The organism is Streptomyces phaeolivaceus, assembly GCF_009184865.1.
Classification (GTDB): domain Bacteria; phylum Actinomycetota; class Actinomycetes; order Streptomycetales; family Streptomycetaceae; genus Streptomyces; species Streptomyces phaeolivaceus.
Genome location: NZ_CP045096.1, coordinates 6,666,116 through 6,680,702, shown reverse-complemented (window position 1 = coordinate 6,680,702; position 14,587 = coordinate 6,666,116). Strand labels below are relative to the sequence as shown.

7 protein-coding genes are annotated in these 14,587 nt (G+C 73.4%); 2 read left to right on the top strand and 5 right to left on the bottom strand.

Annotated elements, in window-relative coordinates; translation table 11 throughout:
• The first annotated feature begins 62 nt into the window (after positions 1–62).
• Together F9278_RS31055 and F9278_RS31050 are read left to right on the top strand one after the other, a co-directional pair.
• A complete protein-coding gene (locus F9278_RS31055; protein WP_226967033.1) occupies positions 63–929 on the top strand; it encodes an alpha/beta hydrolase in 867 nt (288 codons plus the stop codon).
• Positions 930–947: 18 nt separating this feature from the next.
• Positions 948–3,152 carry a glycosyltransferase family 4 protein gene (locus tag F9278_RS31050; RefSeq protein WP_152171246.1) on the top strand — a complete coding sequence of 735 codons (2,205 nt, stop codon included), beginning with the start codon at positions 948–950 and terminating at the stop codon, positions 3,150–3,152.
• A gap of 19 nt (positions 3,153–3,171) precedes the next feature.
• Here the strand turns inward: F9278_RS31050 and F9278_RS31045 are convergent, their stop codons facing one another.
• From F9278_RS31045 to F9278_RS31025, 5 genes are all read right to left on the bottom strand, one after another.
• Entirely contained in the window at positions 3,172–4,863 is a 1,692-nt protein-coding gene (locus F9278_RS31045; protein ID WP_152171245.1) for a serine/threonine-protein kinase, read from the bottom strand.
• A gap of 173 nt (positions 4,864–5,036) precedes the next feature.
• Complete coding sequence (locus F9278_RS31040; protein ID WP_152171244.1) at positions 5,037–6,899, bottom strand: protein kinase domain-containing protein; 1,863 nt, start codon at positions 6,897–6,899, stop codon at positions 5,037–5,039.
• 171 nt (positions 6,900–7,070) lie between these two features.
• Positions 7,071–8,894 carry a serine/threonine-protein kinase gene (locus tag F9278_RS31035; RefSeq protein WP_152174234.1) on the bottom strand — a complete coding sequence of 608 codons (1,824 nt, stop codon included), beginning with the start codon at positions 8,892–8,894 and terminating at the stop codon, positions 7,071–7,073.
• 172 nt (positions 8,895–9,066) lie between these two features.
• Positions 9,067–11,931: a protein kinase gene (locus tag F9278_RS31030; RefSeq protein WP_152171243.1), complete on the bottom strand. Its 2,865-nt coding sequence runs from the start codon at positions 11,929–11,931 to the stop codon at positions 9,067–9,069.
• Positions 11,932–12,297: 366 nt separating this feature from the next.
• A complete protein-coding gene (locus F9278_RS31025) occupies positions 12,298–14,502 on the bottom strand; it encodes a serine/threonine-protein kinase (RefSeq protein ID WP_152171242.1) in 2,205 nt (734 codons plus the stop codon).
• Positions 14,503–14,587 lie beyond the last annotated feature (85 nt).

Below are 14,587 nucleotides of genomic sequence, written 5' to 3'. Positions count from 1 at the left end.
GTCGGCTCTGGGGTTGTCTGGTTCTCTGTTCCGCTGCCGTCGCCACGCTCCTCGTCTGGGACATGCGCGACAGCGTGGCGGCGGCCCGCAACGAGGCCACGTACTCCTACGGTTCGCACACCCGGCAGACCCTCGACGCCTACTGGAACGCCGCCGGTGAGGAGCGCGCGGGCAGGCAGCCCGGCATCCTGATCCTGCACGGCGGCCAGTGGTCGAGGGACACCGGCTGGACCACCTGGTCGCGCGCCTTCGCGGACGCCGGGTACGCCGTCTTCGACATCGACTACCGGCTGAACGCCGACGCCCCCTGGCCCGCCCAGCGCACCGACGCCCTCTCCGCGCTCGACTGGATCCGCGACCACGCCGCCGACTTCGACCTGGACACCAGCCGGCTGGTGCTCCTGGGCTCCTCCTCCGGCGGCCAGACAGCCACGTCCGTCGCGACCTACCGCTCCGGCGCCTACCGCCTCGACGGCGTGGTGGCCCTGTCCCCGGTGGCCTCCCCGTACCGCGCCTGGCAGGACGGCAACGCCGGCACCGCGACCGACTGGCAGCGCGGACTGCGCGACAACGCCGTCCTCCTGGCCCGCTGCTCCCCGACGGAAACGTCCGCCCCCACCCCCGCCTCCACTCCCACTCCCGCGCCCTCCGCGCAGCCCGGTTGCCGGGACGTCTGGGACGACATGGCCGCCAAGAGCCGTGCCTCCGGCGCCGACGACGCGCCCATGTTCCTGCTCCACTCCGAGGGCGACCCCGTGCCCGTCCGGCACTCGCGCGACCTCGAAGCGGCCGAGGAGACCGATCACAACATGCCCGCCAATGGGGTCACGGTGGAGACGGTGCCCGGTTCCTCGCACGGCGGAGCACTGTTGGACGAGCCGGGAGTGGCCGACCGGGTCCTGGGCTGGATCGCGGAGAGGACACACTGAGAGGACACACAACGCCCTATGAAGATCGCCTTCCTGCTCCACAACGCCTACGCCATCGGCGGCACCGTCCGCTCCACCCTCAACCTGGCCGGTGCCCTGGCGGCCCGCCACGAGGTCGAGATCGTCTCGGTGTTACGCACCGCCGACCGCCCCCTGCTCGCCGCGAGCGGCAAGGTCCGCCTGGTCCCGCTCGTCGACGAACGCCCCGAGGCCGACACGTACGACGGCGGCCACGAGCTGATGTCCCGGCCCTCCGCCCTCGTGCCGCCCACCGAGGTCCTGGCCCACCGCTACAACGCGCTCACCGACGAACGTCTGCGCGCCTTCCTCGACACCACCGACGCGGACGTCCTCATCGCGACCCGCCCGGCCCTCGTCGTCCTCCTCGCCGAACACGGACCGCGCCACGCCGTACGCATCGGGCAGGAGCATCTGTCGTACGACAATCACGTGCCCGGCGTGCGCGAGGCGCAGAACGCGGCGATCGGGCGCCTGGACGCGTTCGTCACCGTCTCCGCACGGGACGCCGCCGACCACCGCCACCATCTGCCGGGACTGCGGACCCGGATCACGAACATCGGCAACGCCGCGCCCCGCTCGAAGGCCGAACCCTCCGATCTGCGCGTCCCGTTGGTGGTCGCCGCCGGACGACTGTTCCCGGTCAAGCGCTACGACCTGCTCATCGAGGCCTTCGCCAAGGTCGTCGCCGAACGCCCCGAGTGGCGGCTGCGGATCTACGGCAAGGGCCCGGAGCGCGCGAACCTGCGTACCGCGATCGACACCATGGGCCTCAACGACCATGTCTTCCTCATGGGCCCCTACGCGACCCTGGAGGCCGAGTGGTCGAAGGCGTCCGTCGCGGTGGTCAGCTCCGAGTGGGAGTCGTTCGGCATGACCATCCTGGAGGCCATGCACGCCGGGGTCCCGATGGTCGCCACCGACTGCCCGCACGGCCCCCGCGAGATCATCACCGACGGCACCGACGGCCTCCTCGTCCCCCCGTCCGACCCGAACGCCCTCGCCTCGGGCCTGCTCCGCGTGATCGACGACCCCCGGCTGCGGCAGAGCCTCGGCACCGCCGGCCGCACCACCGTCCAGCGGTACGCGCCGCGCCTGATCGCCACCGAGTACGAGGAGTTGATCGCCGAACTCCGGGAGGCGCGCACACCGGCCGCCGTGAAGCTGCGGCGCCGGGTACGACGGGCCCTGGGAGCGCTGCTGCCGGGTACCGCGCGGCCCTCCGCCGCCGCCCCGCCCGAGACGGCGGCACCCCCGAAATCCTCCGCCGAGAGCGCCGGGCCGCGCCCTCTGCGTCCGAAGGCCGGCTGCCGGGTCGACGCGCGCGGCGGTGTACGGATCTCGGTCGCCGCGTCCGGGGTGCCTGTAGTACCTGGGGTGTCCGAGGTGTCCAGGGAATCCGGGGTGTCCGACACGCCCGGCCACGGCCTCACGCTCGTCCTCCGCCGGCGCCACGGTGACGACGGCGAGGTCGTCCGTGTCCCCCTGGAGCGGGAGGCCCCGGACGAGGCGAAGAGCCCCTGGACGGCCACGCTGGACCGGGCCGCCCCGACCCTCGCGGAGGGCCGCTGGGATCTGCACGTCGAGCGGGACGAGGACGGGGCACGGCGGCGGCTGCGGGCCGGACTGGTCGAGCAGCGGGGCCTGTTGACCGCCGGGATCCCGGACGGGACACCGGTCGCCTGGCGGATCCCGTACGAGACCAAGGACGGCTTTCTCGCCCTGCGCGCCTTCCACCGCCCCGCGCACGCCGAGGTCACCGCACTGCCCGGGGGCGACGGCTCGATCGCGGTGGAGGGCGTCCTGCACGGGGCCGAACTCGGCGCGGACGCGGCACTGGTGGGCGTGGCCCGGGGCGAGGACCTGCCGGACTTCGAGGAACCGGCGGCACGCACGGAAGAGGGACACGCCGGAGAAGGACGTGCGGTGCGTGGAAGCCGCGCCCGGGGCGGCGGGCGCGGCTTCCACGCGCAGCTGACGTCTCTTCCCGATCCCGCCGGGCCGGACAAGGCGATCTGGGACCTCTTCCTGCGCCCCGCCCCCGACGCCGAACTGATCCGCCTCGGCCGGTTGTTCGACGACATCGTGGACCGAAAGGACACCGACAGGTACCCGGCGGTCGCCCTGACCACGCCGAACGGCGCCTCCCCGCAGGCCCGTTTCTTCTTCACGGTCACCAACGACCTGGCCGTCGCCCTCTCCTGAGGCGGCGGCCCGGGGGGGGCTACATCCGGTCGATCTTCAGATTCGCGACGACCGTACGGGCGATCTCGCGACCCTGCTCGGTGAAGTGCCCCTTGCCCGGATAGTCGATCCAGAGCCGGTACATGTCACCGTTGCCGGCCTTGTAGTACAGGACCCGGGCCTCTCGCAGCCTTGGGGCCTGGGTGTCCGTGGTCGTGTACACGATGGTGTTCTCGGCGGCCTCGTGGTCCTGGAACCTCGTCTCCTGGGGCCGCCCCTTCGGCGCGGGGTCGTCCGCGATGTCCAGGGTGTACTCGCCGTCCTTGACCGACTCCCAGTCGGCGTACGCCTTGTCCAGCGCGACGCCCGGGATCTCGTTCTCCTTGTCGTCCTTCTTGACGTCCCGGTCGACGTTGATCCGGATCAGCCCGCTCGGGTCGCTGTACTGCGCGAACGTCCCGTCGGTCTCGTCCGGCCCGAACCGGTCCTTCACGAAGTCCCCGGGCACGCCGAGGCTCGCGGCGACCTTCGTCCCGAGGTCCCGCTGCTTCCAGCCGTCCGGCAGCGGCCCCGCGAAGGGGTCGGCGATCACCAGGTACGCCGTCACAGCCGCCGCGACGACCACCGCGCCGAGCCCGGCGAGGGTCTTGGCCCCGACCCGGATGCCCTTGCCCTGCGGGGCCGGAGGCGCGGCGAGGTGCTGAACGACCTGGGTGGGCGCGGGCGCCGGCGGGTCGGCGGCCGTCTCCAGCAGTTCGCGGACGCGGGCGGCGCTCGGGCGGCGCGCCGGGTCCTTCTGCAGCAGGCCGTTGATGGCCTCGGCGAGCGGTCCGGTGGCCGAGGCGGGCGCCGCGGGCGTGGCGTTGAGCACGGACTGCAGGGTCGCCGGCGTGTTGCTGCGCCGGAACGGCGACACGCCCTCGGTGGCGGCGTAGAGGACGACACCGAGCGACCAGAGGTCGGAGGCCGGGCCGGGGCGCTGCCCCAACACCCGCTCGGGGGCGATGTACTCGGGCGAGCCGACGAAGCCGCCGGTGTCCGTCAGATTCGTCTCGCCCTCGATCTGGGCGATGCCGAAGTCGGTGAGGACCACCCGGTCGTGGCGGCCGAGGAGGACGTTGTCCGGTTTGACGTCCCGGTGCAGGATGCCCGCCGCGTGCGCGGCCTCCAGCGCGCCGAGCACGTCGAGGCCGATTCTCGCCGCGTCACGCACCCCGAGGGTGCCCTCCTGGAGCGCGTCGCCCAGCGAACGCCCCCGCACCAGCTCCATCACGATCCACGGCTTACCGTCCACGACCGCCACGTCATGCACGTTCACGACCGACGGATGGTCGAGCCTGGCCGCCGCACGGGCCTCGCGCCGCATCCGCTCGAAGGCGTTGGCCCGTTCACGGTCGGGAAGATGATCCGGTACGCGGGGCTCCTTGACGGCGACCTCGCGATCCACCGTCTCGTCCTGCGCCCGCCACACCGTGCCCATACCGCCATGGCCGAGCTTGGCGAGCAGCCGGTAACGCCCGGCGATCAGCCGCCCGGTGCCAGGGTCCGTCCCGGTGCCGGGGTCCGGCGAGGGCGGGGCCGACGGTGCCGCCACCCGGGTCGGCGGCGCGTACGGGTTCCCCGGGTACGGCACGCTCGGCCGCGGCGGTTGCAGTCCGAAACTCGTCGGTTCGTCGGGTCCATGGCCGGACCCCTGCCCGGATCCGTAAGGGGCGCCCCCGTTGCTGCTCATACGTTCATCTGTATCGCGGCAAGCGCTTCGGCAGCCACCCCCGTCGCTTTCCGGTCACAGACCCGTGACGCGGAACGCCGCTTATCACCGCTTTGGTCACGTACGCGGGAGCCCACGCTTCGGCTGCGTTTGAAGCTGTCCACACTTCAGCCACGTACGAGAATGTCCACGCTTCAGCCACGGACGAACGTGTCCACCGCCACGTCGAAGTACTCCTTCGCCTCGCTCACCTTCCCGACCGGCGCCGACACCCATACGTCGTACAGCCGGCCGTCCCGCTCCCAGCACAGGTCGTACGTGTGGCGGGGCCCCTCCGCGACGCTGAAGCCGTCCCAGGTGAACTCCCAGAGCGCGGCGGGCCACCCGTCGTGAGTGGTCTCGGTGACCCGGCCGTCGCGGTAGCCGGGGTTCGTCGAGGGCCCCTTCTCGTGGGCGCGCCGCATCACCCCGGCCGGGCCGCCCGCCGCCGGGTCGTCGAACTTGATGCCGATACGGATCGCCCGCCCCGGGGACATGTAGAAGACCCGCTCTCCCTGCGGCTCCCGGGTGAAGTCGTCCGGCACGGCGAGGCTGAAGCCCTGGTCGTCCTCGGCGAGCCGGTACCCCGAGGGCACGGTCGGCGCGGTGGCCGCCCGTGAGCGTGTGACGGTGGGCGTGGCGTCGCCGGTTCCCGACCCGCCCGGGGAACTCGGCGCACCCGACGTACCGGGCGAACCCGAGGCACCCGATGTACTCGGTGAGGCCGACCCACCGGACTGCCCGGACTGGCCCGGCCGACCCGGCTCGCCGGGACGGCCCGACTCGCCCGCCGTACTCGACGCGCCCGGCGTCTCCGGTGCCGAACTGCCCGGTGTGCCGCCCCCCGCACCCCCTTCGCGCATCAGCAGCGCGGCAGCCGAGACGCCCGCCCCGGCCATCGCCGCCACCAGCGCGGCGGCGACCAGCACACTCCGGGTGGAGTACTGCTGCCGCTGCCGAGCGGGCTGTTCCGGCAGAGCCACGGCCGGGCCGGAAGCGTCCGGCCCCGATCCCGACCCCGACCCCGACCCCGCTCCCGATGCCGCCCCCGACCGTCCGCCCGCCTCCACCGCGTCCTGCGCGGCGGCGGCCGTACGCTGCGCGTCCCGCCGCGGGCGCGGCAGGTCCCGCCGGGTCGGCGTGTACCCGGTCGACGTCCTCGGGTGCTTCGCCGTGCGCGGTGTCCGGCCGGTCTCCCGGAAGGCCCGCAGCAGCCGCTCCGCCTCCACCGCGTCGAGCCGCCGGTCCGGGTCCCGCTCCAACAGCCCCCGTACGACGGGGAGCAGCGGCGCGGCCTGCGGGGGCGGCCGGATCTCGTCGAAGACGACGGCGTGCAGGATGCCGCCCAACGAGTCGCGCCGGAACGGCGATTCGCCGCTGAGCACGGCGCACAGCAGCGCGCCCAGCGACCACAGGTCGGACTCCGGCCCGGTGCGGACCCCGGACATCCGCTCCGGGGCGGTGTACTCGGGCGAGCCGACGAAGGACCCGCTCTCGGTCAGCGTGGTCGCGCCGGCGACCTGGGCGATACCGAAGTCGGTGAGGACGACCCGGTCGGTACCGGACTCCATCAGGACGTTGGCGGGCTTGAGATCGCGGTGCAGCACGCCGGCGTCGTGCGCCCGCCGCAGCGCGCCCAGCAGATCGATGCCGATCCGCGCGGCCTCGCGCGCGTCGACGGGCCCGTCCGCCGCGATCCGCTCGGCGAGGGAGCCGCCGTCGATCAACTCCATGACGATGTAAGGGCGTTCGTCCTGTTCGACGACGTCGTGCACGACGATGATGTGCGGGTGGCCGAGCCGGGCGACCGCCCGCGCCTCCCGCAGGGTGCGCTCACGGCGCTGCCGGGACCGCTCCTCCGGGAGCGAGTCGTCGAGGGACAGTTCCTTGACCGCCACCTGCCGGCCGAGGAGTTGATCGGTGGCCCGCCACACGATCCCCATACCGCCCCGGCCGATCCTGGCTTCCAGCCGGTAACGCCCGGCTATGACACGGACGTTCTCCCCCTCGGTCCCCATGAGCCCCATCATGCCGCACCGGACCGAAACCCTCCGGTGCCGCGCGAGCGCCTGGCCGACAACCGCCCTCCCCGCGCCTCGCAAAGCAGGGGCTGGCCTTTCAGGGGCGCGGGGAACCGCGCGACCAGCCCCCACGCACCCGCACCCGGCGACGCTAGCCGCCCCCCGGCCTCACCCCTGCGGCGCCCGCCAGCTGCGCAGCACCGCGTAGAACTGCTCTTCCGCCGTCTTCCAGTCGGCCGTGGGCGAGGACATGTAGATCGTGTACTCGACACCGTCCCGGGAGAGATACATCTGCTCGATCGCCCGGCGCGGGCCGGGGAACTCCGAGTCCTTCTCCCGCGCGGTCCAGGTGAAGTCCCACAGCGCGCCCGGCCGGTCGCGGTAGACGTTCTCCTTCAGACTCACCCGCCAGTAGTCGGTCCGCGTCCTCACCTGCTCCTCCAGGTCGAGCTGGTGGTGGTACGGGCTGTCGAAGTCCGGCGAGTCGTCCACGGCGACCCGGAGGAAGTGCTCACCGCCGTCGGGCGTGTAGTCGATCTGCGTACCCTCCACCTGCCGCTTCCACCCCTTGGGCAGAGCAAGGCTGAAACCCTCCGGGTCCTCGACCCGCTCCCACCCCTCGGGCACCCCGTCGGCCGGCTGATCCCCGTCCGCCCCGTCCGCGGTGGATCCGCCCCCCGCGCTCCACCCGTCCGCGTAGTGCAGCGCGACGGCACCACCACCGCCGACCAACGCGGCCAGCAGGAGGACCACCGCGACCCTACGACCCCAGCCGCGCCGCCCGGCGGTACGCGCCCCGGGCCCGGCGGACGCCACGGAGGCAGGCGGATGAGCGCCCGGTATCGGCACGACCGGGGTGCCGCCGGAACCCCCACCGAAGACGGCGGACGCCTGCGCCCCGCCCGAGACCGCCCCCACGCTGGAACGCCCCGACCCCCACTCCCCCGAACCACCCACCGCACTCGGCTCTACGTGAGTTCCCCCGCCCCCCACACCATCCGAACCACGTGCTCCATAAGAGCCACGCGAACCCTCAGACCCATCCGAACCAGCTGAACCGGCCGAACCGGCCGAACCGGCCACACCACCCGGTCCGCCCGCACCACCCGGTCCCCCCGAACCACCCGGCCCCCCAGCCGCCCACTCCGTGGCCACGAACGCCTGTGCCGCCCGAGGCCGTCGCCCCTCCGCCGCCTCCGCGAGCATCTGTTCGGCCTCGTCGGGGCCGGGCCGTACGGCCGGGTCCTTGCACAGCAGCGCGGTGATGACGGGCCCCAACGGCCCGGCCGCCACGGGCTCCGCCGCCTCCTCGCTCACCACGGCCTGCATGGTGGTGAGCGGCGTGGTGCGCCGGAACGGCGACTTCCCCTCGACCGCCGTGTACAGCGTCGCACCCAGCGACCACAGATCGGACGCGGGCCCGGGTTCCTGTCCACGCACCCGCTCGGGGGCGATGTAGTCGACGGAACCGACGATCTCGCCGGTCCGGGTGATCGTCGTGTCGCCCTCGACCTGCGCGATACCGAAGTCGGTCAGCATGACCCGCCCGTCCTCGGCGAGCAGCACGTTCCCCGGCTTCACATCGCGGTGCAGCACCCCGGCCCGGTGGGCGGCCCGCAGCGCGCGCAGCACCCACATCCCGATCCGCGCCGCCTCACGCGCCTCGACACGCCCCCGGTCCCGGACCGCGTCGGCCAGCGAGACGCCCTCGACCAACTCCATGACGATCCACGGCCGGTTGTCGTGCTCCAGCACGTCGTGCACGGTGACGACGGCCGAGTGGTTGATCCGCGCCGCCGCCCGCGCCTCGGCCCGGGTCCGCCGCAACAGGATGGCCTGCTCGTTCTCCGAGACATAGAGAGCGGCCGTCAACTCCTTGATGGCGACGGCCCGGTGCAACACCTCGTCGTGCGCACGCCAGACACGGCCCATACCGCCGCTGCCGATGGTGTCGACGAGCCGGTAGCGCTCCGCGAGGAGCCGGCCCTGCATCTGATTCACGTTGCCCCGCAATATTCTTGACAGGGTCACATTAGGGAGCGGCCCGCGACCCGGGGAACCGGCCCGGCCGCACAGAGACAGCACTGTGACGGTTCTCGCTTCCGCGACCGGAGCACAACCTTCCGCCGCCGACCCGAACAGCCGCCGGCCGGCCGGCCGGCGGCTAGCCGGTCACCTTGTACGTGGCCGCGGCCTGCGCGTACAGCCGCGTGACCTCGTCCCGCTCCGCCTCCGGCCCGCGCAACTGCACCACGTGGTACCGCCCGTCGAGGAGGATCGCGAGGTTCCGTACGTAGACACCGCGCCCCTCGGAGTCCTGCCAGGTGAACTGCCCCTCGGCCGAGGTCACTCCGCCCACCTCGATCAGCCGCATCCCGGTGGACGTGGCCCAGGACGAGTCCCGGAACGGCTGCAGCTCGCGCTCGCCCTCCCGCTGGTACTTCAGCGGATCACTGCCGTACGTGCCCGTGCCGTCCCGCCCGGGGACGACTATCAGCTCGAAGTCGCCCTGGGAGTAGACGATCTGGCCGCGCCCGTTCTTCGCGCTGCGGTCCCAGCCGCTGGCGACGGCGACCTGGAACCCCTCGGGGTCCTTGCGCAGGGTGAACCCCTGGGCGACCTCGGGGTCCCCGGTCTGGGTCTGTGTGGAGCCGGACGACTCCGAGGGCGACGGGCTCGACTCGCTCTGGCCCTCCTCGCCGCCGTCGGGCGAGTTCGCGTTCTGGTCGGGCCGGGACTCACTGCTCGCCTCCGGCGCCGTACTCGGCTCCCCGGCGCTCTCCGTACGGCTGCCGGTGTCGCCGCCCTCGCTGCTCGGCGTGGTCTTCGGCATGAACACCATGGCGTACGTGATCGCCGCCACCAGCGCGAGCAGGATCAACAGCAGCAGGTTCCGGCCCAGCTTGCGGGGCTGCGGGGCCTTCGCCCGGGTGCGCTTGTGGCGGGCGTGCGCGCTGGTCGCGGGCAGCCCGGCCCGGCGCCTGCGGACGAGTTCGCCCCGTCGCCGTACGATCGGCAGCCGGCTGGCGTTCACGGGCGGCGCGGGCACGACATGCGTACCGGCCTCGGGTTCGGGCGCCGACCGGACCAGGGAGCGCAGCCAGCCGCGCAGCTCCTCGAAGTCCAGCCGCTCGGTGGGGTCCTGCCGCAGCAGCGACTCCACGACCGGCCGCAGCGGCCCGCACTCCTCGGCGAACGCGGGCGGCTCCGCGCACACCATCTGCACCAGCTCGGCGGTGTTCTCCTCCGGGTAGGGGGCGTGTCCCTGCACGGCCCGGAAGAGCAGCGCCCCGAGCGCCCACAGGTCCGTCGCCGGCCCGATCGGCGCCGCCAGCTGCCAGTTCTCGTGCACCGGGCCGGCCTGCTCCGGCGCCCAGCGCTCGGTGACCGGACCCACCACGGCCATCCGGGCCTGCCGCGCCCGCTCGGCGGCGAGCGCGGTCGCGGGCCCTCGCCGAGGAGCGTGCCCGGCCCCGCCACCGTCCCAGGGGGCGGCGTCCGCCACACCGCCGGGGACCGCCGCACCAGCGCCGCGAGGGGCGTCGACGGGGACCGGGGCACCGGTGCCGGGCGTGCCGCCGCCGCGCACGAGATCCCGGTGGACACCCGTCCCCTGCGCCCTTCCACCATTGCCGTGCCCGGAGTCACCGGGTCCGGAGCCGTCGTGTCGGAAGCCACCGTGTCCGGAGTCGCCGTATCCCGCGCCGACTTGGGCACCACGGGTCGACGCCTCGTGCGGGGCGTACCCGCCGCCGTCGATCGCACTGCTGTCGCCGCCGGCGGGCGTGGCCGTCCCGCCGCGCGGCAGCGCGCCGTGCCAGGCGCTGGTGGCACCACCGTTGGCGAGGACACCGTAGGGGTCGGCGATCTGGTGCAGCGGCACCGGGCGCGTCGCCCCGCCGGATGTCGTGTCGCCGCCCCGCCCCGCCCCGGCGGCCGTGCCCGTACCGTCCTGCGGCGCCGGCCGCTGCGCGGGCAACCCCGCGCCGGGCCCGCCCCGTTGGTCGTCCTGCACCCGGGCGGCGGCCCGTGCGCCCGCGCGGTACGCCGCGATCGCCCCGGCCCGCGCGGCACGGGCGTCGCCGCCACCGGACTCCAGCGCGCGCTGTGTCCCGGAGGGGTCCGTGCCCGGAGCGGCGGAGCTTCCCGCCCTCGCTTCTATCGCGGCTCGCCGAGCGGCCTCGGGATCCTCGACCGCGCCACCGGGCTCGCCACCGCGGGCTCCGCCGAACGTGCCGCCACCCGTGCCTCCGGGCGCCGACACTCCACGCGCGCCGGGAACGGCGACCCCACCGGGCGGCACCGGTTCCCGCCGCGCGACCTGCGCTCCGCCGGGCCCCACGGCTGCCGCCGCCGTACCCGCTCTCGCACCGCCGCCGGGTACCGGAGGCGGCGGCCTGTCCTCGAACTCCCGCGCGGGCACCGGGTCATAGCCGCACAGCGCTTCCTCCGCCGCCCCGGCCGCGAGCCCGGTCAGCATCACCCGGCCGTCGTCGCAGACCAGCACCGTACGCGCGGTGATGTTCCGGTGGACCCAGCCGTGGGCGTGCAGCGCGCGCAGCGCGGTGAGCACGTCCGCGGCGACCTCGGCCGCGCGGTACGGGCTCAGCGGCTGCTCCACGAGCAGCGCCTCCAGCGTCCGGGCGGACACCAGTTCGCTCACTATCCACAGCGAACCGCCCTCGGCGAACACGTCGAAGACCTGGTCGAGCCGTGGATGATCGGGGATCTGCGCGGCGGCCTGAGCGGCCTCGATGGCCCGTCGTACGGCCGGATCCGTGGACCGGCGGGTGGCCCGCGCCGCACCCCGGCGTCCTGCGCCGTCGCGCGCCACATACCCCTCGGGCAGTCCGTCGGCGTCGAGCACCTCCGCCTCGACGACCTCGGGCAACGGCACCTGCCGTACCAGGACTTCCTGCCCGCTGTAGGTGTCGAAGGCGCGGATCTCGGGGGCGATCTCGTACTCGTCTGAGGGCGGCAGCGGCAGGCGATAGCGGTCGGCGAGCACTCGCCCCGCGTATTCGTCCACAATGCCCTCCCCCGGCCGCCCGGTTGGTCAACTCCGCTCGCCCCGCGACCCGTTCCGTTCTGGCTGCGTACGATCCGCAGCCCTTCACGATACGTGCCGGAGGCAACTCACATTGACTCGATGCGATATCTCGTCCGTCTCGAATGCGCTCGAACGCATCCGATCTTCCCCGGATGACCCTTCCCCGAACTCACCCGGCGGGCACAACTCCCGAAGCCGAGCTCATATCGAGGGCGCTCACCCCGACCCGCGCCCCCGCACGCCCCCGTACGGCACCCCGAGCTGAGGCACGAAACCGCACACGGTCAGGGCCTCGAACGCACCGGCGCACAACACTCACCGTCACGCGCCCCTGCGCACACCGCCTCACGACTTCGGTTCGAACGTCCCCGTGAACGTCTTCCAGGTGTCCTTGCGCAGCTCACCGCTCCACTTCGACGCCTTCGCCGTGTACATCAGCGCGTATCCCTGCTGTGAGTCGACGACGAATCCACGGTCGATCGACCGGTTCTTCGTGCCGCTCTCCACATAGGTGAACTCCCAGTCGGCCGCGTTCCAGCCCCGGTAGTCCACCGCCTCTATTCGAATCCGCTTGTACTGCGAGCGCGTCATGTACCGCTCTTGGTTCTTCCAGTCCGCGACCGGGTCGTTCTTCGGGGTGGTCGTCCACCCGACGAGCAGCCGCTGTCCGTCGGGACCGGAGAACCGGGCGCCCGCCGCGTCCGTGGACTGGTACTTCCATCCGTCGGGCAGCCCGATGGAGAACCCCTGACCGCTCTTGTACGTCTCGGTCGCGATGTCCCCCGAGGCACCGGAGCCGTCACCGCTGACCGAGCCGTTCGACCCGCCCGAGGGGCTCGGCGAGCTGCCCCCGGACCCGCCCGAACCGCCGGCCTCGTCCGTGGTGTCCCCGTCCGGACTGGGGTCGGAGCCCTTGTCCGTGCCCGTGTCCTTGTCCGTGTCGTCGCCCGCGTCCTTGCTGTCGGCGTCGCTCCCCGACGCCGCACCGCTGGACGCTGCCGCCTTGGTGTCGGCGCCCTTGCTGTCGTTCGAACCGCTGTCGTCGCCACCGAGGGTGAGCGCCAGGACGGTGCCGAGGACGGCCAGCACCACGGCCACCGCGATGACGGCCAGCGTCCGCCGCGAGACCACGTCCGTGATGGGCGCCTTGGGCACCGGCCGCGGCGGCAGATCCGGCGGCGGCATCTCCGGCCACCCGGAAGTCCGCCCCGCCGAGGCGGAGTTCCCCGCACCGACGCCCGCGCCACCACCGGCGCCACGCGGACCGGGCACCCCGGCCGCCGGCTTGCCCGCGGTCCGCCCCGAACCAGCACCGGCCTTCGCGGCATCGGCACCCGACGCCACGCCGACGGAGGCGGACCGGGTGGTCACGACCGCCGGGGCGCCGGCCGCCGAAGCCTTCGCACCCCCCGCACCGGAACCGGAAGATCCGACACCGGAACCGGAACCGACAGCCCCGGACGCGACGGACCCCGACCCGACGGCCGCGCCGCCGACACCGGCACCCGCCCCGGCCGCCCCCTTCCGCATGGACCACCGAGGCGCCCGCGCCCGCTCACCGCCCTTGCTTTCGGAACCGGAACCCGAACCCGAACCGCCCCCGGAACCACCCTTCTTCGGACGCTCCTCCGGCACCGGCACCGGCGGCAACGGCACGACCCGCGTCGCGTCGACCGGATCGACGTCCTTGGGGTCGGGCGCGTGGATGACGGTGTTGAGCATCGCCCGCGCGCCGGAGTCGTCGAGCCGCCGCTCGGGGTCCTTGGTCAGCAGCCCGAAGATGACGTCCTTCAACTGCCCGGCGCGCTTGGGCTCCGGCACCGGCTCGGTCATCACCGCGGTCAGTGTCGCTATGGCCGACCCCTTGTCGTAGGGCGGCACCCCCTCGACCGCCGCGTAGAGCAGACCGCCGAGCGACCACAGGTCGGCCGCGGGGCCGGGCTTGTGCCCGCGCGCCCGCTCCGGCGAGATGTACGAGGGCGCGCCCACGAGCATGCCGGTCGAGGTGATGGAGGGGTCGCCCTCGACCTGGGCGATACCGAAGTCGGTGAGGACGACCCGTCCGTCGTGCTTGTCGATGAGCACGTTCGACGGCTTCACGTCCCGGTGCAGGATGCCCTCGCGGTGCGCGGCGCGCAGCACGTCGAGAATGGCGAGCCCCACCTCGGCGGCCCGCCTCGGTTCGAGCACCCCGTCCTCACGGATGACCTCGGCGAGCGACTTGCCCTCGACGAGTTCCATCACGATCCACGGCCGGTCGTCCTCGTGCACGACGTCGAACACCGTCACCGCGGCGTTGTTACGGATCCGGGCGATCGCCTTGGCCTCGCGCAGCGTGCGTGTGATCAGCCGCCGCTTCTCGTCCGCGTCGATGCTCGACGGGAACCTCAACTCCTTGACGGCGACCGTACGGCCCAACGTCTCGTCCTCGGCACGCCACACCGTGCCCATGCCGCCGCGACCGAGCACCCCTCCCAGCCGGTACCGCCCGGCGAGGAGACGTGCGTCCTTGTCCTGACGGGAATCCCCAGCCCGCTCCGCCTCCGACATGCGTCCCCTCATACAACCCGCCCTGACAGAGCCTCCATTGTCACCCACCCGACAACCACCCCACGCCCTGGGCCCCCTCAACCAG

What these genes read in the sequence shown, in the direction of transcription:
- F9278_RS31050 (WP_152171246.1), top strand. Translation starts at nt 948, where the DNA reads ATGAAGATCGCCTTCCTGCTCCACAACGCCTACGCCATCGGCGGCACC.
- F9278_RS31040 (WP_152171244.1), bottom strand. Translation starts at nt 6,899, where the DNA reads ATGGGGACCGAGGGGGAGAACGTCCGTGTCATAGCCGGGCGTTACCGG.
- F9278_RS31035 (WP_152174234.1), bottom strand. Translation starts at nt 8,894, where the DNA reads ATGCAGGGCCGGCTCCTCGCGGAGCGCTACCGGCTCGTCGACACCATC.
- F9278_RS31055 (WP_226967033.1), top strand. Translation starts at nt 63, where the DNA reads ATGCGCGACAGCGTGGCGGCGGCCCGCAACGAGGCCACGTACTCCTAC.
- F9278_RS31025 (WP_152171242.1), bottom strand. Translation starts at nt 14,502, where the DNA reads ATGTCGGAGGCGGAGCGGGCTGGGGATTCCCGTCAGGACAAGGACGCA.
- F9278_RS31045 (WP_152171245.1), bottom strand. Translation starts at nt 4,863, where the DNA reads ATGAGCAGCAACGGGGGCGCCCCTTACGGATCCGGGCAGGGGTCCGGC.